This is a genomic window from Methanogenium cariaci JCM 10550 (genome assembly GCF_001315945.1).
GTDB classification, from domain to species: domain Archaea; phylum Halobacteriota; class Methanomicrobia; order Methanomicrobiales; family Methanomicrobiaceae; genus Methanogenium; species Methanogenium cariaci.
Window position 1 is genome coordinate 44,447 of record NZ_BBBG01000012.1, and the last position, 21,001, is coordinate 65,447.

The following is a 21,001-nucleotide window of genomic DNA, read 5'->3' on the forward strand; positions in this document are numbered from 1 at the left end:
CCGGAATCCAGGAGGGTTCCTTTCATTCCCGCGATGCATATGTCCGAACGTTTTCTACGGGACGTCTTTTCTGTTTGGTGTGCTTAGAGATGTTTTGTGCCCGTAACAAGGGATGACCTTTTTTCTTTCCCACTCACGGACCCAATCCAGAGATGATTACGAAGACTCATATGGATATATGGTGAGTACTTTTCATCAGAAGGCGGCACAGTAATGGAGACAGGTGGACAGAATTGGTTTGAACGATGTATCCTTCCGGATAATACCGAACTCCAGGAACATACCCTGAAGACCGACCGGATTATTGTCATCGGGGGGGACCGGTGCAGAATTGACTACGGTCTTGAAGGCAGCGAGATTGTGGTGTGTGAATTCACTACGATAAATGGTGACATCCGTGCCGGAGGGGGGGGATGTGCGCATTGACAATTTCTGTGAAATTCATGGGGGGGATGTGTATACCACCGCGGATGCATATCTCGGCGAAGGGGGGGTCAAAATAAAAGGGCGCCTGATTGTAAACGGGGGGGATCTCGATATCGGGGGGGACAATGTCCAGATTGAGAAGGGGGGGTTTGAAGCAAAGGGCTGGATTTCCATACGCAATCCTCTCCCGGTTCTGACGTATCTGGTATTATACCTCGTCACCCTTCTGGGAATTGAAAAGGAAGAAGAGATCTCTGAAATTATGCAGAAACTCTTTGGCTATGACGATGACGAATTAACCGAAATCCCCCCCTGATGATCCCTTCCAATTCGGTACTGGATATGGAAACGTTTGCGGTTCCCAAATCGATGGCAATCGGCACGGACTGCCGTCTTCACGGAAATATCCGGGCAGGCTCGGTTACCGTTGATACGGGCAATACCCTCTTTGGCAGTCTTCGTGCAGAAGGGGGGGACATTACGGTCGCTCCCAACAACGAGATTCACGGAAATATCCATTCCGCCGGGGGGGATGTCGTTATCTGTGAGGGGGGGGTGCATGTGCTGGGAAATGTGCAGTGCTCGAATCTGACACTGAATGAAGAGGCCCGTCTGGACGGGACGATAAAGGCACCGATGGGTGTGCGAATTGTGAGGGAAAGATGCTGATAGATGATATATTTGATGTGCACGGGATGCAGTGTATTGAACCGGTGTTTGCTGAGATTACGGACGATTATTACACCGAAGCACTGCTCTCCGTGCCTGCAGAGGAAGCGCGTCTGTTACTTGATGAGAACGAGTATCCGATTGCGCTGGCCCTGCGCAAGGATGAGGATTGGATTGCAGGCAGTTTTGTCTGCCGCCCCCCCTGTCACGGGAGGTCATCTCCCGGTTTGAAGAGGTCGGCGGGGGGGACCTGTATCAGGAGAAGGCGTCCCGCTACTGGGATGCTCTCCGGGAATACTTTAGTCTGAAACTGCTGGCCGAAGTGCCACCGGCAACCGAGGACACCCGGCCGGACCGAAAACAGATGGTCACGTCCCTGATTTCAGAGGTCTGGGGGGGCTCGCTGGATAATGCGTCATGTGTGGACTGCTGCTGTGGGTCCGGCGTGATAGCGGAGGCCATCCGGGAGTGCGGGGGCCAGCCCTGCGGGTATGACAACGATCCTACTCTGATCGCGCTGGGTCTGCAGAGCAGACGCCTGCACCCGCATCAGGTGATGCACATTGACGCCTTGCGTGCAACCGACTACATCGCACCGGCTACGTATGGCGTTGGGTGCATGCTGGGGGGGGACATCACGGCGTTTAATGCGGGCATGTGGGCTGATATTGTATTTGAACTGTTGGCGCTATCGGAACAGACGCTGATCACCACCGCGACCGAACCGGAAATCCGTCGTGTCGAGGAGTGGGCCGTTGCCGAGGGCCGGACATGTGAGATCCGGGAAAATGAACGGGACCCGATATACGACCGCTGGGTCTGCATCGCATCCGTCTGATTTTTTATCCACTCTTTTTTTGGCACTGACCGTTTGTCATGGTTTATGTCTCCCCGGAGTCAACTTTATTGATATATCTGAGTCATTGCCATGCATACTACTGTTGTACCTGAACTTCTCGCACCGGCCGGTTCCCCCCCTGATGCGCTTATTGCTGCGGTTTCAGCGGGAGCTGACGCGGTCTATCTGGGGGGGGCACATTACGGGGGGGCCCGACAGAATGCCGTCAATTTCGGGAAGACGGAGATGGAATGGGCCCTTCGCTACTGCCATGCGCGTGCGTCCGGGTGTATGTGACCCTCAACACTCTGCTCTCCGATGCGGAGATATTGGATGCCGTGGCGTATGCCCGCTTTCTGTATACATCCGGTGTCGATGCGGTGATCGTGCAGGACGTAGGGCTGGCAGAGATACTGCACACCTCTCTTCCCGACCTGCCCTGCATGCCTCGACGCAGATGACCGTGCTGTCCAAAGACGGGCTGAACTGGGTGCGGGCACTCGGCTGTCTGCGGGTCGTGCTTCCCCGTGAACTGACCCTGCGTGAGATTGCAGCGATCTACGCCGGTGCGGATGAGAACTATCCGGAACCGGAAGTCTTTGTTCACGGTGCTCTCTGTTACGGCTATTCCGGGCAGTGCCTGCTCTCCTCTCTGATCGGGGGGCAGGAGTGGAAACCGGGGTTCCTGTGCGCAACCGTGCCGCCGGGATTATACGCTTCTTTCCGGGGATACCGACGCAGAGGGCCTGCCAGTGAAGGCGTCTCTCAAAACGGTGAAGACCCAGTACCTGCTCTCCCCCCCGCGGGATCTCTGCACCTATCCGAAGATCACGGACATCGTCCGGTCCCCCCCTGCCGTATCCCTGAAAATCGAAGGCCGGATGAAGTCGCCGGAGTACGTGGCCGCGGTGGTCTATGTCTACCGGAAGATACTGGACGAGGCAAAAAAGGGTTCGTTTGCCCCCTTCGGATGTGGACATGCTCACCCTTCGTGCGGCATTTAACCGTGAGTTCACCGCAGGATACCTGCTGGACGAAAAGAGCGGCACTGTCATGGGACCGGAAGCACCGGCAACCGGGGGGGGTGCATATCGGTGCGGTCCGTTCCTACGATGCACGGAAAAAAATGGCCGAGATCACGCTGGACGGAACGTATGCTCCGGAAGCGGGTGACGGCATATCCTTTTCCGACGGGACGCCCGACTTCTTTGGCGGGGGGGCTGTTTTCAGGAATGCTCCGACCATACGAGACCGGAACCTTCGGGTGCGTGTTCCCATGCCGGTCCGACCGGGCAATCAGGTGTTTCTGACAAAAAGCGGAAGGAGTGCTGAATATGCAGCCGGTCTGCTCCGGAAAAATGCTTCCCGGATGGTGCCGGTTGATCTGGTGCTTTCCTTTGACGGCGATACCCCGTCGTGACGGGGGGGACGGCATCGTCCCGGACAGGCGAGGTATCAGTATCCGTGAAAGCCGGGTTTTCCTTTTCCCCCGGCACAAACCCGTCCGGTCACTCCGGAGAATCTTGCAGACCTGTTGTCCCGGACCGGGGGGGACACGCCGTATTATGTCCGTTCCTTTTCATCCGACTATACGGGCGGTTTATTCGCACCCATCCGTGAGATCACGGCGTTCCGGCGGGAATTTTTTGCCGCCCTCGAAGACGCTGCGGTGCAGTCATTCCTGCCGGAAAAGACGGCAGGGGCTGCGGGCCTCCCCGTCCTTCCGGGAGAGACACATGGGTCGGAGATATCCCCGATACCCGGTGCACCAAAGATATCCGTCTACGTATCCGACTGCGATACCCTGCGGGGGGGCACTTGCGGCCGGGTGTCACCGGGTCTATTTCGAACCTCAGGGACGACCCGGTTCCGATGCTGATTCAGAACCATGGGACGGATGGCTCTCTTCGCAGATGGCTCAGGCCGCAGCCCTCTGTCATGAGGCCGGAGCGGACCTGATCTGGAAATGGCCGCGTATCACCCGGCAGGAATTTCTGGATAAGGCATGCCGCATCCCTGTACAGGGTATCAGCGGGGGGGTGATGGGGGAAAATATCAGTGCCCTTGCCGCTGCCCGGCGTGCCTTTCCGGATCTGCCCCCTCTACGGGGGGGTTCGGGACTAAACATCTTCAACAGTCAGGCTGCCCGGATATTCGGAAGGGACTGTGTATCGGTCACTCTGTCCCCCCCTGAACTCTCGTTTGATGCAATCGGTACACTGGTCTTTCGGCTGACTGCGGGAGTTGAGACAGATCCAATTCCGGAATGTATCATCCACGGCCCGGCGGAACTTGCCGTAAGTGAGGACTGCATCATTGCAACAGCCCATGGCCGGTGCCTGCAGTGCGGGGGGGATACACCGGGAGACAGACCATGGTTTGGGATACAGGATGTTAAGAAGCATATCTTCCCGGTCACCGTTGATGCCGAATGCCGGACGCATGTATGGAACTCCCGGGAGACCTGTATTATCGATCATCTGGATTTGCTCGTGAATGCGGGTATCCGCCATGTGGCCATCGACTGCCGTATCAGAAACGGGCGATATGCAGAGTCCGTTGTCCGTGCATATCAGGATGCATTTGCTCTGCTCATCGCCGGGGGGGAAAGCATGAAGGGGGGGCGTAAGATACAGGCCCTCAAAGACCGGGTGCACCAGCGGGCGTCCGGGGGGGGATTACCACCGGTCACTTCCTGAAGGGTGTGGAAGAAAAAGAAGAACGAAAGATCAATATCTGATCACTTTTGCCTTTCTCCGTACCATATCTGCCTCTGCGGCATCACTGACCCGGAGAAGAAAGGTGCCGTGGCAGGGCTTGGTGAAGGGGGGGAAGGTAACGACATCGCCGTCCAGACCAATCCGGACGGGAGGTATGCCGATCATCGCTTTATCAAATATTTTGAAGCCTGGTTTCACTTCGTATACCTCGGCGCAGTTTTTATCGATGTAGGCGGCACCCTCTTTAAACGAGATGTGTTTGTCAATGACCTCGTAGTCGAGTTTTTCTATGCATCCCATGATATGACCTCGTCAATTTTTCTTTTCAGGGGGGGCAAAGGATTGTGGCTGCCCTGGGCAAAGATTGCCGGACATCCAGTCTCTTTGAGTTCATTCATCCGGGCCAGGGTTTCCCCCCCGCCGAAGACGACTGCCACTACGGTGCCGGATGTCAGGGCCTGTATGGTGGCGGCGTATGCCACCCCCCCCGCCTCGTTATGAACCAGTACCAGTGATACGTCTGCATCAAAGGTTTTGTCGGCCATCGCGTTAATGACCGCGTCAATGTCCTGTATCTTGCCGGTGTATATCTGATCAATGTCGGCAATCTCCAGCAGTGCCCGTGCCGCTTTTGTACCGCCTATCGTGACTGCCACATCTTTTTTGCGCAGCATGCCGCTGAGGTAGAGGGCCGCACTGGTCTGTATCGGTACCTGGGGGGGGCAGCCGAGCAGTATCAGTGCCGTATCCGGTTTTTTGGTAGTATCGTGTTGTCACTCATCTGATGTACCGTCTGTTTTGTTCAATAGTTTTTCATTGATACCGGAGATCCGCTCCGGGTGGGCAAAGATGGTGAACCGTCGCTCCCGTGAAAAATTAATGAGCGTGATCCCGGTTCTCTCTGCGAGGGCAATTCCCTTATTTGTCGGTGCGGCCCGTGAGATGAGCACCGGTATACCTGCATTGGCCACTTTCCCCACCATCCCCCCCGAGGCTGTCTGCCGGTACAGCCGATGTAGCACCGGGACCGGTCGGTCCGTTGCAGTTCTGCTGCTCCCACGACCTTGTCCACCGTGTTATGCCGCCCGATATCACAGCTCTTTGCAACGACCGTGCCTTCGGTTAAGAGAACCGAGCAGTGCACTCCCCCGGTCTTCTGCCAGGTTTCCGACATGATCTCTGCGGTGGCTGCATACACCTCTTCCGGGGGGGAATACGGAGGGACGAGGTGACAAGGCCCGGTTCGTTCTGGTGAATGCCGTGTCCCCCGCCAGTCCGCATCTCAAGGCTGACATTTTTTCGCGTGTCGGCCTCGATCCATATGTCTGTCCCGTCCACGGTCACTGCCTCAACCGCGTCAGAGAGTCCTTCACAGATGACAAATCCCGCACCCAGCTCCCGGAGCATATCATTGCTCGCCACCTGATCCAGAATGTGGACATTGTTCAGGTAGAGGGAAAACCGATCCTCCCGTATCACGTCATCGGTAATCCTTCTGGGTATGCCATCTTCCACCCGTATGCCGGGATAACTGTCGGTAAACATCTCAACCCTTCCCTGTCACGAATATCTGTTATATACCGCAATAAAATATATAGATTCCATTGGCTGGTATGAGTGCCCTTATATTGATTTGTTGCCTTATATGAATGGATGATGTACGCACACCGTCTGGACAATCTTCCGCCCTATCTTTTTGCCCGAATTGATGCAATGAAGGCAGAAAAGAGGGCGCAGGGTGTTGACGTAATAGATTTGGGGGGGGTTGGAGATCCGGATCTTCCGACACCATCACATATTATAGAATCCCTTGTTGAAGCAGCGCGCAATCCGGCAACCCACCACTATCCCGACTACACGGGTATGCTCTCATACCGGGAAGCAGTCGCTGCATGGTACATGAGCCGGTTTGGCGTGGAACTCGATCCAAAAACCGAAGTGCTGGCACTTATTGGTTCAAAGGAAGGTATCGCCCATGTCCCCCCCGAGGCATTTGTAAACCCCCCCGGTGACTATGTGCTGGTACCGGACCCCCCCGGATATCCGGTATACAAGACCTCGACGCTGTTTGCCGAAGGGAACATATGGGAAATGCCCCCCCTGAAAGAAGAGAATGGATTCCTTCCTGACTTCAGTGCCATCCCATCGGATGTCTGTTCCAAAAGCAGGCTCATGTTTTTGAACTATCCCAACAACCCGACCGGGGGCTATTGCACCCGTCTCATTCTTTGAGGAAGCCATCGAATTCGCCAAAGAGCATGACGTTATTATTGTGCATGACAATGCCTACTCCGAGATATCGTTTGACGGCTACAAGGCGCCGTCGTTTCTGGAGGTGGACGGGGCGATGGATGTCGGAATCGAGATGCATTCGCTTTCAAAAACCTACAACATGACCGGCTGGCGTATCGGTATGGCGGCAGGGTCTGCTGATATCATCGCCGGTCTGGGGGGGCGTGTAAAGACCAATATCGATTCCGGTGCATTTGATGCCATTCAGATGGCTGGCATCACCGCATTGACGTCATCCCAGGAATGTATTGCAGATTCCTGTGCCGTGTATGAAGAACGACGGAACCTTTTGGTCTCCGGTCTGCGCGGGTTAGGGTTTGAGGTCACGTCACCGAAGGCGACGTTCTATGTCTGGATGAAGGTGGACGATTCCATGGAGTTTGCAGCAAAGATGCTCAACGAAGCCGGTATTGTCGTCACACCGGGCACGGGATTCGGGAAGGCCGGGGGGGAAGGCTACGTGCGCTTTGCCATCACGCGTTCCGTTGAACGGATTGAGGAAGCGCTGGAGCGCATGCGTGGAGTCTTCGCATGAACTACCCTCCCCCCCATCTCTCTGATAAGAACGGTCATCTCTGTATCGGGTCGCATGACACCACGGTGCTTGCAAAAAAATATGGTACACCGTTATACGTAACCGACGAGCAGCGTATCCGCGACAATTACCAGTCCTATTACGATGCCCTGACCGGCTATTATGACAAGGTGCAGGTGCTGTATGCGGCAAAGGCAAACGGCAATCTTGCAATCCTGAAGTTATTTGCCTCTCTGGGTGCCGGTGCGGATGTCTTTTCAACCGGGGAACTTCATCTGGCCCTCGCTGCCGGTATGAACCCGGAGCACCTGCTCTTTAACGGCAGTTCCAAGACCGATACGGATCTCTCCACCGCTCTTGACAAGAAGATTCGCGTTTCCCTTGACTCGGTGGATGAACTGCAGCAGCTCAGTCTTCTCGCTCAGGAGGCCGGTGTGACCGCAGAGGTTTCATTCCGGGTCAACCCGGCAATGGAAGTACCCACCATCCCAAGATCGCCACCGGTCTTGCGACGAGTAAATTTGGTATCCCCGCAGGGGGGGAGATTGTGTCTGCGTATCAGGCGGCAATGGACGCGGAGAATATTCTGCCTGTTGGTCTTCACTGTCATATCGGATCCCAGATTCTTGAGGTCGCACCCTTCGCCAAGGAGGCGGAAGTGCTCACCTCTGTCGCCCGTGATATCACCGATATCGGGGGGTGAAACTACGCTTTATGGACGTGGGCGGCGGTCTCGGGGGGGTTCCATACCATCGTGACACCGATCCGGTGCCCACCCCTGCCGAGTATGCCGATGCGGTCATGCCGGTCTTCCTGGACGGCATCAAATCTATCGGCATCAGACCGGAATTCTGGGTTGAGCCTGGCAGATACCTGCTGGCGGATTCAACCGTGCTTTTGTCACGGGTGAATTCGGTCAAGCGTTCGCACAAGACATTTGTGAATGTCGATGCCGGATTCAACCTGCTGTTACGCCCGGCGATGTATGACTCCTATCATGAGGTGGTCGTTGCAAACAAGACAGGCCCTGAGAATGCCAAAGAAGAAACACAGAATGTGGTGACCGTGACCGGGCCCATATGTGAGACCGGCGACATCATTGCGCATGACCGGCTTCTTCCGCCGGTTGCGTCCGGAGACCTGATTGCCATACTCGATACCGGAGCATACGGGTATTCGATGTCATCGCAGTATAACAGCCGCCCCCGGTGTGCAGAGGTGATGGTGAATAATTCGCAGGAAGGCCTGATGCGCCGTGCAGAATCCATCATTGACATCAAGCAGACGATGAATACTCTTCCGTGGCAGAAGTAAGAGCGCCACAAATTTTTTGAAATATATGCGGGCCTATTATTCCCTTGTTGATGATTTGTTTCCCTTTGAAACATTTCAGACGCTGGTTGAGGAGGTTGCCGAGGGTTCCGGGAACGTCTTTGATGACCGAACCTCTGCAATGATTGTACTGCGTCGTGCCGGAAGGAAACACCAGAAGATTGCCCGCCTGCCTGAAAATCCCACCAATGTACATTTTTTGCGAAAGTCCTTCATAAGGGGGATATCACGACGTTCACCCGTGAGGACGAGTCAACCGGTGCGGTACGAAAGATTGAGGTGGGAGACGACAGCGGGGGGGAAATCTCTCTGGTCTTCTGGGATGAACGGGTCTCTGTCGTGGACGATATCGAGACCGGCACGGTCATCGAGGTGGTCGGCAAGGCCGGGTCCGGGCGTGAAGTGCAGGTCATTGATCTGCAGAAGACGGTCTGTGATATTCCGACCCGGAATGATCCTGAAGGCTTTGCGGGGGGGAGTTCACCCAATGGCGATACGATTGATGCGACGATTGTGGCAATCGGTGATGTCAGCACCTTTGTCCGGCGTGACGGAAGTGAGGGGGGACACGGATGGATGTGGCCATTGCGGATGCCACCGGTACGGGAGTGCTTGTGCTCTGGAATCCGGAGATGCTCGACGGCTTTGTGTTGGGTGACGGGATTCATGCATCCGGGCTGCGCAGAAATTCACGCAGCGCAGGAAGGGAGTATTCAGCCGGTTCTCATGCCGTGATCGAGAAGGCCAATGTCCGGTATCCGCCGCTCTTTACGGAGGTCTCCGCTCTTCAGCCGGATACGACGATATCCGTCTCCGGAACCGTTTATGACATCAGGAGTGCACGGGAGTTTACCACCCGGAAAGGTGCACAGTCGTGGGTACGCAATGCGGAGTTCCGGGATGAGAGTGGCACGATTCATCTGGTTCTCTGGGGGGGATAATGCCAGAAACCCTCCTGCAGAAGGGGACACGGTTTCACTCTTTAATGCCTCCTGCAAAAATGATCGGAGGGGCAGACCGGAGATTCAGGTCAGCTGGGGCTGTCTTCTGAGCTGTGACTCGGTGCCCCCCCAAGCGAGACCGTGAATGTCTGCGGGATGATCATTCAGACGGCCCGGGGGGGCGATGCATCGATGACGGGCATGCCTGTCTCATTATTGATACCGACCTGCCGTTCGGAACGGAATTCTGTGTGGAGGGAACCCGGACCGGAGACCGGCTCGCAATAGACTCGTATTCGGAGTATACGCGTTCAAAAGACGCGTTGACCGAACGCATCGAGTCGCTAAAAAAGGAATGATTACTTTCGCCCTCCGCACAGGGGGGGGTTTCTTAACCGTTCAGAAAAATGGTATATTAGCACAGGTGCAAAAGAGAGGTAACAGAATATGGCAGAACTTGAAATTGAGGACCTCCCGGGTGTCGGGCCAACAACGGCTGACAAACTCAGGGAAGGCGGATATACAACGATTGAAGGCATTGCAACAGCGTCATACGCTGACCTTGCCGAAGCGGCAGAGATTGGTGAATCCACGGCAAAGAAGATGATCCGTGAAGCCCGAAAAATGGCTGACATCGGTGGATTCAAGACTGGTACTACTGTTCTTGAAGAACGAAAGACCGTCCGGAAACTGAAAAGTCTGGTTCCGGATTTTGATGAACTGCTGGGGGCGGCCTTGAAACAAAATCCATCACCGAGTTTTATGGTGAATTCGGATCCGGAAAGAGTCAGATCTCTCACCAGATGGCGGTCAATGCCCAGCTTCCTGAGGAATGCGGGGGGTTTGAACGGTTCCTGTATCTACATCGATACGGAAAATACGTTCCGGCCTGAGCGAATCGAGCAGATGGTGGACGGGCTGGAACTTGATATTGAAGTGCCTCCCATCGAGCAGTTCCTGGAACGGATTCACGTGGCAAAAGGATATACCTCGGATCACCAGATGCTGTTGGTTGACAGTGCGCGTGAACTGGCAGGAGAACTGCTTGAGTCCGAGCATCCCGTCCGCCTGTTCATTGTTGATTCCCTGACGGCCCATTTCCGGGCGGAATATTCCGGCCGGGGCACACTCTCTGTCCGGCAGCAGAAACTGAACAAGCATATGTATGACCTTGCCAAACTGGCAGAGGAACACAATGCGGTTGTGCTCGTCACCAATCAGGTGCAGTCAAACCCGGCGGTCTTTTTCGGTGACCCGACCAAACCGGTGGGCGGCAATATTGTCGGACATGCATCCAAGTTCCGGATGTATCTCCGGAAGAGTAAGGGCGGCAAGCGCGTTGCAAAATTAGTTGACAGTCCCAGTCTCCCCCCCGATGGCGAAGCTGCATTCCTGGTGGATACAACCGGAATGAAACCACTCTGAGCTGAATGAGAATATGAATCCCTTTTTTTCCTGCAATCCTGCGGCCGTGATAACAGACATCGATGGCACGCTGACCGATGAACGCCGTCGTATCAGCACGGCTGCAATCGAGTGTATCAGGACGCTGACCGATGCGGGAATACCGGTCATTCTTGCAAGCGGCAACACGCTCTGTTCGATGACCATGCTTGCGAAGATGATCGGAACGGATGGAACGGTTATCTGTGAAAACGGCGGGACATACCGGATCGGATTCAATGGGGGGGATGAACGCGTGATCGGCAATATATCTGCATGCCGGAGAGCATTCTCATTCTTAGAGCGGTATTTTGAAAAAAAGGGGAGACCCTGCAGCTCTACAGTCCTGAGTATCGCTTTGCCGACGTTGCATTTGCCCGCACGGTTGACCCGGATACCGTCCGCACACTGCTTTCAGATTATCCGGTGCGTGTACTGGATACCGGGTTTGCCATCCACCTGCAAACAAAAGGGATAACGAAGGCGACCGCGTTTTTACAGATCTGTGAAAAGACCGGCAGAAACCCTGATGCATTTCTCGCCGTGGGTGATTCCCATAATGACATCGAGATGATTCAGGCGGCAGGGTGTGGTGCCGTGGTGCGCAACTGCAGTGACGATATGTGTAGCGCCGCAGACTATGTCTCTGAAAAAAGATATGGGGAAGGGTTTGTTGACGCAGTAAAAAATGTGTTTCCTTCACTTTTTTGACATGAACCGGTCGACAACGATATAGTCCCTGATATCTTTCACCGCTTCAAACGGAATGAACAGTTTGTCATCCTCAGTCCGGTAATTTGAGGTGTCAAATCCGGCTTCCGGCCGGACAATCAGGTCGGTTACTTCCCCTGATTTATAATCCGCCATGATGTTGCGTATGGTGCCGATAACAATACCGTCCGTACTCATCACTTTCTTTTTGGACAGGGTTCGGGAAAATGTCAGTTTCATATACAAAATGAGAGGGTTTCAAGTATATAAATTATTGCAAATCCCTCTAATTGTCCTTCTTTTTAGCTTTAAACCTATATTGGGGGGGGTTGATTCTGATTATATTTTTAGGGAGAGGGGGGGAATAACCGGATGATATCCGACTGCGTGAGAATTCCTACGGGCCGTTCATCTTTAACAATGATCAGTCTCCCGATATTCTCCTGTTTAAAGCGCCCAATCACCTCATACAGATTGATGGTCGGTGACGCGGTCACCACATCGTGGGTCATCACATCGGTAACCGAGTCTGACAGGGCCTTGCCGTCTGCAATACCATCTGCGATATCGGTAAGCGTTACAATGCCCCCCCGTACCTGTCCGTTTTCTGTCACCGGTGCGCCGTGTATCCTTGCCTCAGTAAATATCCGGCAGGCCTCTGCAAATGTTGCGTCTTCTTCGATGCAGATCACCGGGGGGGATGACATATAATATTGAATCTGTTTCTTGGGAAGGGAGATCATCTCGGTAATCGTAATCAGCAGTGACTGGGATACCTCGTCCTTTCCGTAGATTTCCCCCCCGCGCACAAGCAGTTTGTTCACCGGCGATGGTCCGATGGTGATTGCATCCCCCCCGATATCGAAGAGTCTGACGCTTCCGATCAATTTCACCACCGCCTGACAGATGTCCGGGTGACACAGGGTGGTAAAATCTATTTCAGATACATTGACACTCGGCACCAGTTCTTCATTTTTTCGGATGGGAACAAGGGACTCATCTGCATAATCGGCAATATTCAATTCCCGGTAGGCCCGTGATGTTGGAGTATAGCTCCCTTGGGTCCTGGCACCCCCCCGTCCACAAGCCCCCCCAGTGCCCGAAGGGCCTGCATTTGATTCCTGACTGTACCCGGGTTTCGTTTGAGGACTCCAGCAATTCCCTCGCCTTTTATTGCTGAAGAACTCTCATGATACAGCGTAATCAACGTAATCAGAATGTCCTTCTGTATAGGTGACAGTTCCATATTGATTAATTGCTTCTTAATTGCTAATAATAATAGGTTGTACAACAGATGGAATATGAGAAAATACCGACAATACTCACTGCAGATGAACTGCTTGACCGGGCCTTCCGGAAGCCTGCTATAGCCAAACACGAAAAACGAAACAAGAAACGTGCGGATGAAGAATTTATCCGTTCAGCATCAAAATCACTGAGCGATAAACTAATCTTCATGGTGAAACAGTTTCCGACAATAGAGAACCTCCCGATATTTTATCAGGATATGACTGATCTCCTCTTTGGGATTGACAAAATGAGGCGTTCTCTGGGTGCATTATCATGGGCAGCCAATCAGGTAATGACCCTGGGGGGGAATGAATACGCATGGAAGATTCGCAGAGCAGAGGACTCATCTGATATCCGGAAACAGGGAACTGCACGCATTGCCTCGGTGATTCACCAGATCGATGACGAACTTCATTTTCTCAATGAAGCACGCAACACCCTGAGAAAGCTCCCTGATATCAGGATGAATTTACCATCGTTGTTGCGGGGTTCCCGAATGTGGGGGGAAATCCTCGTTTATCCGGCACGTATCATCTGCCGATCCTGAGGTGGCAGAATATGCGTTTACGACAAAACAGATTGTCGTCGGACATTGCGAAATCGGAAGAGACCGAGTTCAGATTGTTGACACACCGGGCATTCTTGACCGGCCCGCTCATGAACGCAATTATATCGAGCACCAGGCACTCTCTGCGATAACAAATGTCGCGGACGTCATTCTGTTTATCATCGATGCGAGTGAGGCATGCGGATACCAGATCACAGAACAGCTGAACCTCCTTGAAGAACTCAGACGGGTAATTGATGATGTGCCTATTGAGGTTGTGGTGAACAAATCCGACCTGAAAACCCTTGACGGATATTACAATATGTCAACTGCGTCCGGTGAAGGTTTAGAAGAGATTGTGGATCTCCTCCTTACATACCGGGAATCCAGCCCCAGCTCCCCGTTAATGCACATAGAAGAATAAACCCGGCGATTGCTCCCCCGTTTAACAGGGGGGGGAGACCTGCCTGAGGCCTTCCTCCTGAAACAAACCATAACAGGGCTGCCAGACCGATGATGGTTCCCGCCATGGCACCAATGGTTGGTAGGGAGATGCCAAATACGGCAGGTGCGCCGGTTAAAAATGCAACGGAAGAGACGACCAGGATATTCGGCATGATGAGATCCCCCCCATTCCCATAATATATGCTCCCCCCCGGTCTTCTTTTTTCTCTTTTATTTCGACTCCTTCTTTGATATATGAATAGTCGAGTGATTTGGGTACCACAACCAGAATCGGGGGGGTCTTCATATTGATGACACTCTCGGCCAGGTCAACCATATGTTTTGTACGGTATACCGAGACTGCATCGTAGACGGCAAGGAGTGCCAGAAGAATGATCACCGGAAGAATCGTGAGGGATATGCCGAATATTGCCGCAGCGCCTCCGGATATCAGAATTCCGAGGATATCGATGACATACCATTCCGGATAGGCATACAAAAGTCCCCCCCCGAGATGACTGTTGCAATGACGGTCAGTGCCCATGCAACAAGGGTGTTTCCCAGTGCAAAGAGAAAGAGTGCGCTGTAGATATATCCAAAGATAAAGATGATTGATAGTCCGATAATGGCCTTAATGGCAAATTCCTTTCCGCGTTTGATGAGCCAGAGGAGGACGGCTGTGAATACGAGCAGGATTATGATAAAGTAGATAGGATTTGCTGCGGATTCAGGATTTTCAAATGCTTCATACCCCCCCGCGCCAAGCATCAGGGGTGTAAGGAAGATGGAGAGGAGCTGTACGGCAACCATCAGAATTCCCATCCCGATGAAAGGGGGCGACTTGTCTCGTATTCATTGATGGGTGAATATTTACCCTGATTGTTAATAAAGAGTATTTGCGGAATCAATACGATCCGGCATCCGGGATGGACAGTACCCGAATCGATATAGGTAATTTAATTAGTGCCGTGCAGATACCACATATCATGGATATTCAGGAATCCATTGTTGATATCATACTGGCGATTGTTCTGATCATATCGACGCTGGTTCTGATCCTGCGGGTATGGCAGGATCTGGTACTTGCTGTTGCAGCAACGCTGATGATGGCATCGCTGGGGGGACTGTTTCTGTCCCTGGGGGCAAAGATCCGAAATCTTGATCAAAATGTCATTGCCCGGGAACGGACGATGCGTATGAACCTTGATGAACTGAATGTAGCGGTATGCAATAAATGCGATACCATGATCTCAGAAGTCCATCAGGTTGTCAGTGAACTCTCCCGCAGAGTATACCGTTAGAACAGACATATAGTATTTTGATAGTTATGGGTGTCGCATTACGGGAAGTTCTGACCGATTACAAAGTGCCGGTAGGGTGGGATGCTCTCTCCGGCTGTGCAGCGATTGATGGAAATAATGCGTTATATCAGTTTTTGAGCATTATCCGGCAGCAGGACGGCACTCCTCTGATGAACCGTGAAGGGAAGGTGACCTCTCATTTGTCTGGACTCTTTTTTCGGACTGCCCGTTTTCTTGAATACGGACTCAAACCGGTCTATGTTTTTGACGGCAAACCTCCTGACCTGAAGTCGTCAACCATCGCAAAACGGCGGGAAGTGCGTGACAAGGCGGGAATTGCATGGGAACAGGCCAGAAAAGAGGGAGATACGGAAGAGTCCTATAAGCAGGCACGCGCTGCCTCCCGCGTGGATGAATGGGTGGTATCGAGTTCAAAGGAACTGCTGAGTGCAATGGGTATCCCGTTCGTGGATGCTCCCAGTGAGGGTGAGGCACAGGCGGCCTACATGGTGCAGAAGGGTGAACTGGACTTTTCTGTATCTCAGGATTATGATTCCCTGCTGTTCGGGGGGTGCCGGTGCTGGTGAGAAATCTGGCCATCAGTGGTAAACGGCGGTTTCATGGACGTACAGTTGTCGTTGAACCGGAACGATTGTATTTATCAAAGATTCTGGAAGGCCTGAACATCTCACGGGACAACCTGATTGAGATGAGCATCCTTATCGGAACGGATTTTAATGACGGCATAAAAGGAATCGGGCCAAAAACCGCACTGAAAATTGTACGGAATGATGCATTTCAGGAGACGCTTGACAAAAAAGCGCCGGATTTTGATCCCCCCCGGCCCGTCATTGAATTCTTCCGTTCGCCCCCCCGGTGACGGATGACTATACCATTTCATGGAACAAACCTGACGAATCCGCGGTCCGCGAGATGCTCTGTTCCGTGAACGATTTCTCACCAGAACGTGTTGACGCCGTCCTCACCAAGATGCGCACAACCGCCGGTCAGAAGACGCTTGACCAGTGGTTCTGACTTTTTTTTCTGCCCTTTCCGAAGGTTGAATATGTTGCATGCAGATATATATCCATGCAACGGCGTGTGGTAACATTTTCACGCAATGCGTTCCTTCCTCTGACTACGGTCTGTTGTAATTCCTGCGGCTACTGTTGTTTTAAAAAACCACCTCAGGCAGGATGTATCATGTCCCCCCCTGATGCTGTCCGTGAGGTGTTACAGCACAGTGCCCGTATGGGGTGCACCGAGGCTTTGTTTACCTTTGGTGAGCGTCCCAATGAAGTGCCGGAGTTTGCTCCGTATCTTGCAGACATCGGTTACACGGATTTTCTTGAATACTGTTATGACATGTGCAGGGAAGCGCTTGCCTTGGGCATGCTTCCCCATACGAATGCAGGGATTCTCACCGGAGAAGAGATGAAACGCCTGCGTGAGGTTAATGCGAGTATGGGCCTCATGCTTGAGACGACAGCGACCGTTCCCGCACACCATGGTTCACCCGGAAAAGCTCCGGAAGTGCGTATTGGTATGATGGAGGAAGCAGGAAAACTGAATATTCCGTTCACCACCGGGATACTGATCGGCATCGGTGAGACACCGGAAGACCGCATCGAATCACTGGAAGTGATACGGGATCTGCACCGGAGGTATGGTCACATTCAGGAGGTCATTATCCAGAATTTCTGTCCCAAGGAAGGCACCCCCCCCATGGAAGCGGCAACGTATCCGGGAACAGATGAGATGTGCAGCATTATCCGTCATGCGCGGGAGATTCTGCCGGAAGATGTGATGGTGCAGGTACCTCCCAACCTTGCTGATGCCTCGGATCTTGTTTCCTGTGGCGTTGATGACCTGGGTGGTGTTTCTCCGGTCACCATCGATTATGTCAACCCGGAACACCCCCCCTGGCCACAGATTGATGAACTGAAAGCGGTTATCGGGAATAATATCCTGAAGGAACGTCTCTGCATCTATCAGCGGTTCGTTGACAAAGGATGGTATGATGACCGTCTGAATGAAATAATTCAAAGACTTAGTAAAACAATTGAGATACGGAATCGAACAGAATTTGGAGATGATGAATTACATGGATGATGACCAGTTGCTCTATGAGGGGGGAAGGCAAAATCGGTTTTCCGGACATCAGTGGCCGGAGAGCTGAGAGTAGTATTCCGGGATGATATCACCGCGTTCAATGGCGAGAAAAAGGATGTCCTTGCAGGAAAAGGATCCTATAATGCGCGTGTTTCGGCATTCTTCTTTGAATATCTTGAAAAGAACGGGATTCCAACGCATTTTATCCGGATGGAAGATGAGAGAACCATGATTGTCAGGGAACTTTCCATGATCCCCCTTGAAGTCATTGCACGCAATGTGGCCGCCGGATCTATCGTTAAAAAATTTCCGTTTAAGGAAGGGCAGCGCATCGAGCCGCCGGTTATTGTCACCGACTATAAGAGTGATGAACACGGTGACCCGTCAATAAACGATGACCTCATCCTCGCTCTTGGCTTCCTTTCGGCTGAAGGTCTGCGGGAAGTCCGTGAGATGACCCTGAAGATAAACGCACTCCTGAAGGATTTCTTTGCGAATGCGGGATTGGAGCTGGTGGATTTCAAGATTGAGTTTGGCCGCTACGATGATACCATCTGTCTGGGTGATGAAATCAGCATGGATTCCATGCGGTTATGGGATCTCGAAACCGGAGAATCACTGGATAAGGATGTCTACCGGTTTGGCAAAGGTGATGTGCTTTCGGCATATGGTAAAGTTGTTGATAAAATATTACAGAAAAACTGAAGGTTGAACAGAATATGACAATTACCGTAAAAATTACAATTTCACTGAAGGATGGTATGCTTGACCCGGAGGCCCGGGCAATTCAGCATGCGTTGTCAAATCTGGGGGGGTATACGACCGCCTCACTTTCGACAGCACGGGTATTTAATGTGGGTATTGACACGGATTCATCCGAAGAGGCAAAACGTCTGGCCGCCGAGATGTGCGACCGCCTCCTTGCAAATCCTGTCATCCACTCATATGAAGTTGAGGCTGTTGAATGAGGTTCGCTGTTCTGCAGTTCGGTGGCAGCAACTGTGACCAGGACGCACACCATGTCATCGAAGACGTCTGCGGTGTTGACTGTGATCTGGTGTGGTACAAGGAAGGGTTTTCCCGTTCATACGATGCAATAGTGATCCCCCCCGGAGGATTTTCCTACGGCGATTACCTCCGTGCCGGTGCCATTGCGACACGGACACCGGTGATGCAGGACGTCCGTCAGCATGCAGCTGCCGGAGGTCTGGTGCTGGGTATTTGTAACGGTGCCCAGATCGGAGCAGAAAGCGGTCTTATCCCGGGTGTATTCACCATCAATGAGTATCCGAAGTTCATCTGTGAGGGAGTGTATCTGAAGGTTGAAAATGCCTCCTCACCGTTTACGTCACGGTATACAAAAGGTGATGTCATCCGCATTCCTATTGCACATAAGGAAGGCAGATACGTGGCAGAAGAAGGTGTCCCCCCCCAGCGCCTGCTGGATGAAGGCAGGGTGGCGTTCCGGTTCTGTGATGCGACAGGTAACTGCACTCCGGAAAGCAATCCAAACGGTTCCACGCTGAATATCACCGGTGTGCTGGGTGAAGATCAGAATGTGCTTCTCATGATGCCTCATCCTGAACGTGCATCCGAATCTGTTCTTGGTTCAGAGGATGGCAAGAAGCTGTTTGATTCAATGATTGATTACTGTGAAAGGAGATAAAAAAATGACCGGCAACAATGATACTGAGGATGGAGCTGACGTTCAGGAGGCTCTTCTGGTATGGGCACGGGATTATGCTGCATCCCACGGCTGGCACGTAAATCCCAATGACAAGCAACTGGAAGCTGTTATTAAAGGGCTTGCACGAAATACTGCCCGCTTTGGCGAACAGTATTGTCCCTGCCGTATGAGATCGGGGGATGTTGATAAGGATAAGGAAATTATCTGTCCCTGTATCTACCATGAAGATGAAATTAAGAATGATGGATACTGTCACTGCCGTCTCTTCTTTGGCAGTGATGCATAATTTTTCAGGAATTATTTATGACTGAATCCCATCAGGTTCATGCAGTTATTCCATTCAGACCGGTAAATCCGAAGACCCGTCTTTCCGCAGTGATGGACCAAAAAGAACGGGAAGCATTTGCCCGTGCCATGCTGGGGGGGGATGTCGTGTCGGTTCTCCTTGAGGCCGGTTGTTTGCCGTGCATCCTCTCTACGGTTCCGTTTGAGTATCCGGGTGTCCGGACACATATTGACGAACGGGAATTGAATGAGGCACTGAATGCATATCTTTCCCTGCAGGAGACACCGGTGCTGGTCATTATGTCAGACCTCCCTCTGACAACACCGGATGCCGTGAAACGCATTGTCTCAGGCACTGCTGATGTTGGTATTGTGCCGGACGGGGGGGTGTGGGGGGACAAATGCTCTCTATATCAGAACGCCGCAGGCATATCATGTTGATTATTACGGTGCTTCATTCTGTGACCATGTCCGGATTGCAGAGGATGCCGGACTGAGTTATGAGGTCATCGACTCGTTTTTTATGTCAACGGATATTGATGAAAAAGAGGATCTGGTTGAGATTTTAATCCACGGGGGGGGAGGACGCTCCCTGTCTTTTCTCAGGGAAACCGGACTTGCGCTGTCACTTGAACGTGGCAGAGTTGGCATTCAGCGCAGCTCCCATGAATAGACAGTCTTCTGCTGCGATATCCGGTATTCCGGATACCTCACAGACGGTTAACGAGAGGCCCTGAATCACTGCCGCAGGCATTGATTCATCCGCTTCCCCCCCCATCACCAGTTCAGCAGCCGACGCGAGGTTGTCTGCAATTGCTTTTTTTGTCACAGTCAGTTCGCGTCCGAAGAGGTCGCGATTACCCACTTCATCCGTCACTGCATGCATGCCTGCACACCCGATTGCCACACCACTGCACCCCCAGACGCATGGCATGGGTGCGGGAATCTGCGATGATGACGATAATGCGGCATCCTGTTTTTTCCTGGATTTTTGCACGGATGGTCTCTGCACTCTTATTGGGGGGGTTGCGCGGCAGGCATACCACGGTTCCCGGCGGAGCATTGGACCCATCAATACCCGCATTCGGAAGAAGTGTCCCGTTTTTCATGCAGAGAAGGAATCCGGGAATACCTCCGATGATGGTGTCGCTTTCCTGAATGACCGCTTCTGCAAGGTGAGGGTCCATCTGATAGGTCTCAGCATATCTGCAGGCCTCCGGGGGGGACGGGGGGGTGTTCTCTGAAAGGGTGACAAGAGCCCCCCCTTCCGCAGTCGCGACCGCGTTCTCTGCGATGACAATGACATCTCCGTCTTCCAGTGTCAGACCGGTCTGCAGGAGAGAGTCCAGAAGAATTTCGGAGAAATCATCGCCTGGCACAACAATGCCTGTCCTGAGACCTGTTACGTTGAATTGTGTGTTCATGGGA

At 52.7% G+C, this 21,001-nt stretch carries 25 protein-coding genes and 11 pseudogenes; 25 read left to right on the forward strand and 11 right to left on the reverse strand.

Going from position 1 to position 21,001, the window contains the following annotated elements; all coding sequences use genetic code 11:
- Positions 1-213: 213 nt before the first annotated feature.
- The 8 genes and pseudogenes from JCM10550_RS22945 to JCM10550_RS19705 all read left to right on the forward strand — a co-directional run bounded on the left by JCM10550_RS22945 (position 214) and on the right by JCM10550_RS19705 (position 4,632).
- Positions 214-426 (forward strand): hypothetical protein, encoded by a 213-nt coding sequence (locus JCM10550_RS22945; protein WP_245619038.1) that lies wholly within the window; start codon positions 214-216, stop codon positions 424-426.
- Positions 416-742: a hypothetical protein gene (locus JCM10550_RS22950; RefSeq protein ID WP_245619039.1), complete on the forward strand. Its 327-nt coding sequence runs from the start codon at positions 416-418 to the stop codon at positions 740-742. The genes JCM10550_RS22945 and JCM10550_RS22950 overlap by 11 nt, the downstream gene beginning before the upstream one ends.
- 53 nt (positions 743-795) lie before the next feature.
- Positions 796-1,095: a polymer-forming cytoskeletal protein gene (locus JCM10550_RS22955; protein WP_245619041.1), complete on the forward strand. Its 300-nt coding sequence runs from the start codon at positions 796-798 to the stop codon at positions 1,093-1,095.
- 169 nt (positions 1,096-1,264) lie between these two features.
- Complete coding sequence (locus tag JCM10550_RS10470) at positions 1,265-1,933, forward strand: hypothetical protein (RefSeq protein ID WP_157200169.1); 669 nt, start codon at positions 1,265-1,267, stop codon at positions 1,931-1,933.
- Positions 1,934-2,023: 90 nt separating this feature from the next.
- Positions 2,024-2,230, forward strand: a complete 207-nt coding sequence (locus JCM10550_RS18840) for a hypothetical protein (RefSeq protein ID WP_062398993.1) — start codon at positions 2,024-2,026, stop codon at positions 2,228-2,230.
- Positions 2,185-3,353: pseudogene (locus tag JCM10550_RS10480) on the forward strand (U32 family peptidase). The gene JCM10550_RS18840 and the pseudogene JCM10550_RS10480 overlap by 46 nt, the downstream one beginning before the upstream one ends.
- An 81-nt stretch (positions 3,354-3,434) precedes the next feature.
- Positions 3,435-3,812, forward strand: a pseudogene (locus JCM10550_RS19700) (DUF3656 domain-containing protein); the annotation flags it as partial.
- A gap of 34 nt (positions 3,813-3,846) precedes the next feature.
- The gene (locus tag JCM10550_RS19705; protein WP_062398999.1) at positions 3,847-4,632 is read left to right on the forward strand and encodes a peptidase U32 family protein; all 786 of its coding nucleotides are present in this window, start codon (positions 3,847-3,849) and stop codon (positions 4,630-4,632) included.
- A 30-nt stretch (positions 4,633-4,662) separates the two neighbouring features.
- Here JCM10550_RS19705 and JCM10550_RS10495 read toward each other — a convergent pair whose 3' ends face one another.
- The 5 genes and pseudogenes from JCM10550_RS10495 to JCM10550_RS22965 form a co-directional block, all read right to left on the reverse strand.
- Positions 4,663-4,953, reverse strand: coding sequence for a DUF1894 domain-containing protein (locus JCM10550_RS10495; RefSeq protein ID WP_062399001.1), 291 nt, complete (start codon positions 4,951-4,953; stop codon positions 4,663-4,665).
- Positions 4,941-5,387: a DUF1890 family protein gene (locus JCM10550_RS10500; RefSeq protein ID WP_281175369.1), complete on the reverse strand. Its 447-nt coding sequence runs from the start codon at positions 5,385-5,387 to the stop codon at positions 4,941-4,943. Before JCM10550_RS10500 ends, JCM10550_RS10495 begins: the two co-directional genes overlap by 13 nt.
- 39 nt (positions 5,388-5,426) lie before the next feature.
- The gene (locus JCM10550_RS25010; protein WP_281175365.1) at positions 5,427-5,636 is read right to left on the reverse strand and encodes a formate dehydrogenase accessory sulfurtransferase FdhD; all 210 of its coding nucleotides are present in this window, start codon (positions 5,634-5,636) and stop codon (positions 5,427-5,429) included.
- A 71-nt stretch (positions 5,637-5,707) separates the two neighbouring features.
- Positions 5,708-5,827, reverse strand: a pseudogene (locus JCM10550_RS25015) (formate dehydrogenase accessory sulfurtransferase FdhD); the annotation flags it as partial.
- The gene (locus JCM10550_RS22965) at positions 5,776-6,198 is read right to left on the reverse strand and encodes a hypothetical protein (RefSeq protein WP_245619043.1); all 423 of its coding nucleotides are present in this window, start codon (positions 6,196-6,198) and stop codon (positions 5,776-5,778) included. The pseudogene JCM10550_RS25015 and the gene JCM10550_RS22965, both read right to left, overlap by 52 nt.
- Before the next feature lie 111 nt (positions 6,199-6,309).
- Here JCM10550_RS22965 and JCM10550_RS10510 point away from each other — a divergent pair.
- The 7 genes and pseudogenes from JCM10550_RS10510 to JCM10550_RS10540 all read left to right on the forward strand — a co-directional run bounded on the left by JCM10550_RS10510 (position 6,310) and on the right by JCM10550_RS10540 (position 11,907).
- Positions 6,310-7,480: pseudogene (locus JCM10550_RS10510) on the forward strand (LL-diaminopimelate aminotransferase).
- Positions 7,477-8,794, forward strand: a pseudogene (lysA, locus tag JCM10550_RS25020) (diaminopimelate decarboxylase). The pseudogenes JCM10550_RS10510 and lysA overlap by 4 nt, the downstream one beginning before the upstream one ends.
- 297 nt (positions 8,795-9,091) lie before the next feature.
- Positions 9,092-9,547 (forward strand): hypothetical protein, encoded by a 456-nt coding sequence (locus JCM10550_RS10520; protein ID WP_062399005.1) that lies wholly within the window; start codon positions 9,092-9,094, stop codon positions 9,545-9,547.
- Positions 9,544-9,753, forward strand: coding sequence for a hypothetical protein (locus JCM10550_RS10525; protein ID WP_062399007.1), 210 nt, complete (start codon positions 9,544-9,546; stop codon positions 9,751-9,753). The genes JCM10550_RS10520 and JCM10550_RS10525 overlap by 4 nt, the downstream gene beginning before the upstream one ends.
- Positions 9,754-9,866: 113 nt before the next feature.
- Positions 9,867-10,112: a hypothetical protein gene (locus JCM10550_RS10530; RefSeq protein WP_062399009.1), complete on the forward strand. Its 246-nt coding sequence runs from the start codon at positions 9,867-9,869 to the stop codon at positions 10,110-10,112.
- An 88-nt stretch (positions 10,113-10,200) separates the two neighbouring features.
- Positions 10,201-11,178, forward strand: coding sequence for a DNA repair and recombination protein RadA (gene radA, locus JCM10550_RS10535; RefSeq protein WP_245619044.1), 978 nt, complete (start codon positions 10,201-10,203; stop codon positions 11,176-11,178).
- Between the two features lie 13 nt (positions 11,179-11,191).
- Positions 11,192-11,907, forward strand: a pseudogene (locus JCM10550_RS10540) (phosphoglycolate phosphatase).
- On the opposite strand, the gene JCM10550_RS10545 reads toward JCM10550_RS10540, so the two are convergent.
- The gene (locus tag JCM10550_RS10545; protein ID WP_062399032.1) at positions 11,896-12,147 is read right to left on the reverse strand and encodes a PRC-barrel domain-containing protein; all 252 of its coding nucleotides are present in this window, start codon (positions 12,145-12,147) and stop codon (positions 11,896-11,898) included. The pseudogene JCM10550_RS10540 and the gene JCM10550_RS10545 sit on opposite strands and share 12 nt — an antisense overlap.
- A gap of 107 nt (positions 12,148-12,254) precedes the next feature.
- Positions 12,255-13,153: pseudogene (locus JCM10550_RS10550) on the reverse strand (CBS domain-containing protein).
- Between the two features lie 48 nt (positions 13,154-13,201).
- On the opposite strand from JCM10550_RS10550, the gene JCM10550_RS22980 reads away from it, so the two are divergent.
- Together JCM10550_RS22980 and JCM10550_RS22985 are read left to right on the forward strand one after the other, a co-directional pair.
- Complete coding sequence (locus tag JCM10550_RS22980; protein ID WP_245619046.1) at positions 13,202-13,744, forward strand: hypothetical protein; 543 nt, start codon at positions 13,202-13,204, stop codon at positions 13,742-13,744.
- The gene (locus tag JCM10550_RS22985) at positions 13,716-14,168 is read left to right on the forward strand and encodes a GTPase (protein WP_245619058.1); all 453 of its coding nucleotides are present in this window, start codon (positions 13,716-13,718) and stop codon (positions 14,166-14,168) included. Before JCM10550_RS22980 ends, JCM10550_RS22985 begins: the two co-directional genes overlap by 29 nt.
- Here the strand turns inward: JCM10550_RS22985 and JCM10550_RS22990 are convergent.
- Genes JCM10550_RS22990 through JCM10550_RS25030 form a run of 3 tightly spaced genes read right to left on the reverse strand, consistent with a single transcriptional unit; the run spans position 14,116 to position 14,998 of the window.
- Positions 14,116-14,391, reverse strand: a complete 276-nt coding sequence (locus JCM10550_RS22990) for a presenilin family intramembrane aspartyl protease (protein ID WP_245619060.1) — start codon at positions 14,389-14,391, stop codon at positions 14,116-14,118. The genes JCM10550_RS22985 and JCM10550_RS22990 overlap by 53 nt on opposite strands.
- Positions 14,322-14,732 (reverse strand): presenilin family intramembrane aspartyl protease PSH, encoded by a 411-nt coding sequence (locus JCM10550_RS25025; protein WP_281175366.1) that lies wholly within the window; start codon positions 14,730-14,732, stop codon positions 14,322-14,324. The genes JCM10550_RS22990 and JCM10550_RS25025 overlap by 70 nt, the downstream gene beginning before the upstream one ends.
- Complete coding sequence (locus tag JCM10550_RS25030) at positions 14,639-14,998, reverse strand: presenilin family intramembrane aspartyl protease (RefSeq protein ID WP_281175367.1); 360 nt, start codon at positions 14,996-14,998, stop codon at positions 14,639-14,641. The genes JCM10550_RS25025 and JCM10550_RS25030 overlap by 94 nt, the downstream gene beginning before the upstream one ends.
- Before the next feature lie 176 nt (positions 14,999-15,174).
- Here JCM10550_RS25030 and JCM10550_RS10565 point away from each other — a divergent pair, with 176 nt between their 5' ends.
- From JCM10550_RS10565 to cofC, 8 genes and pseudogenes are all read left to right on the forward strand, one after another.
- Positions 15,175-15,489 carry a hypothetical protein gene (locus JCM10550_RS10565; RefSeq protein WP_062399011.1) on the forward strand — a complete coding sequence of 105 codons (315 nt, stop codon included), beginning with the start codon at positions 15,175-15,177 and terminating at the stop codon, positions 15,487-15,489.
- A gap of 26 nt (positions 15,490-15,515) precedes the next feature.
- Positions 15,516-16,524, forward strand: a pseudogene (gene fen / locus JCM10550_RS10570) (flap endonuclease-1).
- Between the two features lie 54 nt (positions 16,525-16,578).
- Positions 16,579-17,601 carry a 7,8-didemethyl-8-hydroxy-5-deazariboflavin synthase subunit CofG gene (gene cofG, locus JCM10550_RS10575; RefSeq protein WP_062399013.1) on the forward strand — a complete coding sequence of 341 codons (1,023 nt, stop codon included), beginning with the start codon at positions 16,579-16,581 and terminating at the stop codon, positions 17,599-17,601.
- Positions 17,594-18,306: pseudogene (locus JCM10550_RS10580) on the forward strand (phosphoribosylaminoimidazolesuccinocarboxamide synthase). The gene cofG and the pseudogene JCM10550_RS10580 overlap by 8 nt, the downstream one beginning before the upstream one ends.
- A 14-nt stretch (positions 18,307-18,320) precedes the next feature.
- Positions 18,321-18,569 (forward strand): phosphoribosylformylglycinamidine synthase subunit PurS, encoded by a 249-nt coding sequence (purS, locus tag JCM10550_RS10585; protein WP_062399017.1) that lies wholly within the window; start codon positions 18,321-18,323, stop codon positions 18,567-18,569.
- The gene (gene purQ, locus JCM10550_RS10590; RefSeq protein ID WP_062399019.1) at positions 18,566-19,267 is read left to right on the forward strand and encodes a phosphoribosylformylglycinamidine synthase I; all 702 of its coding nucleotides are present in this window, start codon (positions 18,566-18,568) and stop codon (positions 19,265-19,267) included. Before purS ends, purQ begins: the two co-directional genes overlap by 4 nt.
- Positions 19,268-19,271: 4 nt before the next feature.
- Positions 19,272-19,574 (forward strand): ferredoxin-thioredoxin reductase catalytic domain-containing protein, encoded by a 303-nt coding sequence (locus JCM10550_RS10595; RefSeq protein WP_062399021.1) that lies wholly within the window; start codon positions 19,272-19,274, stop codon positions 19,572-19,574.
- A 17-nt stretch (positions 19,575-19,591) separates the two neighbouring features.
- A pseudogene (cofC, locus tag JCM10550_RS10600) lies at positions 19,592-20,246 on the forward strand (2-phospho-L-lactate guanylyltransferase).
- On the opposite strand, the pseudogene cofE reads toward cofC, so the two are convergent.
- Positions 20,199-20,997, reverse strand: a pseudogene (gene cofE, locus JCM10550_RS10605) (coenzyme F420-0:L-glutamate ligase). The pseudogenes cofC and cofE overlap by 48 nt on opposite strands.
- Between the last annotated feature and the right edge of the window lie 4 nt (positions 20,998-21,001).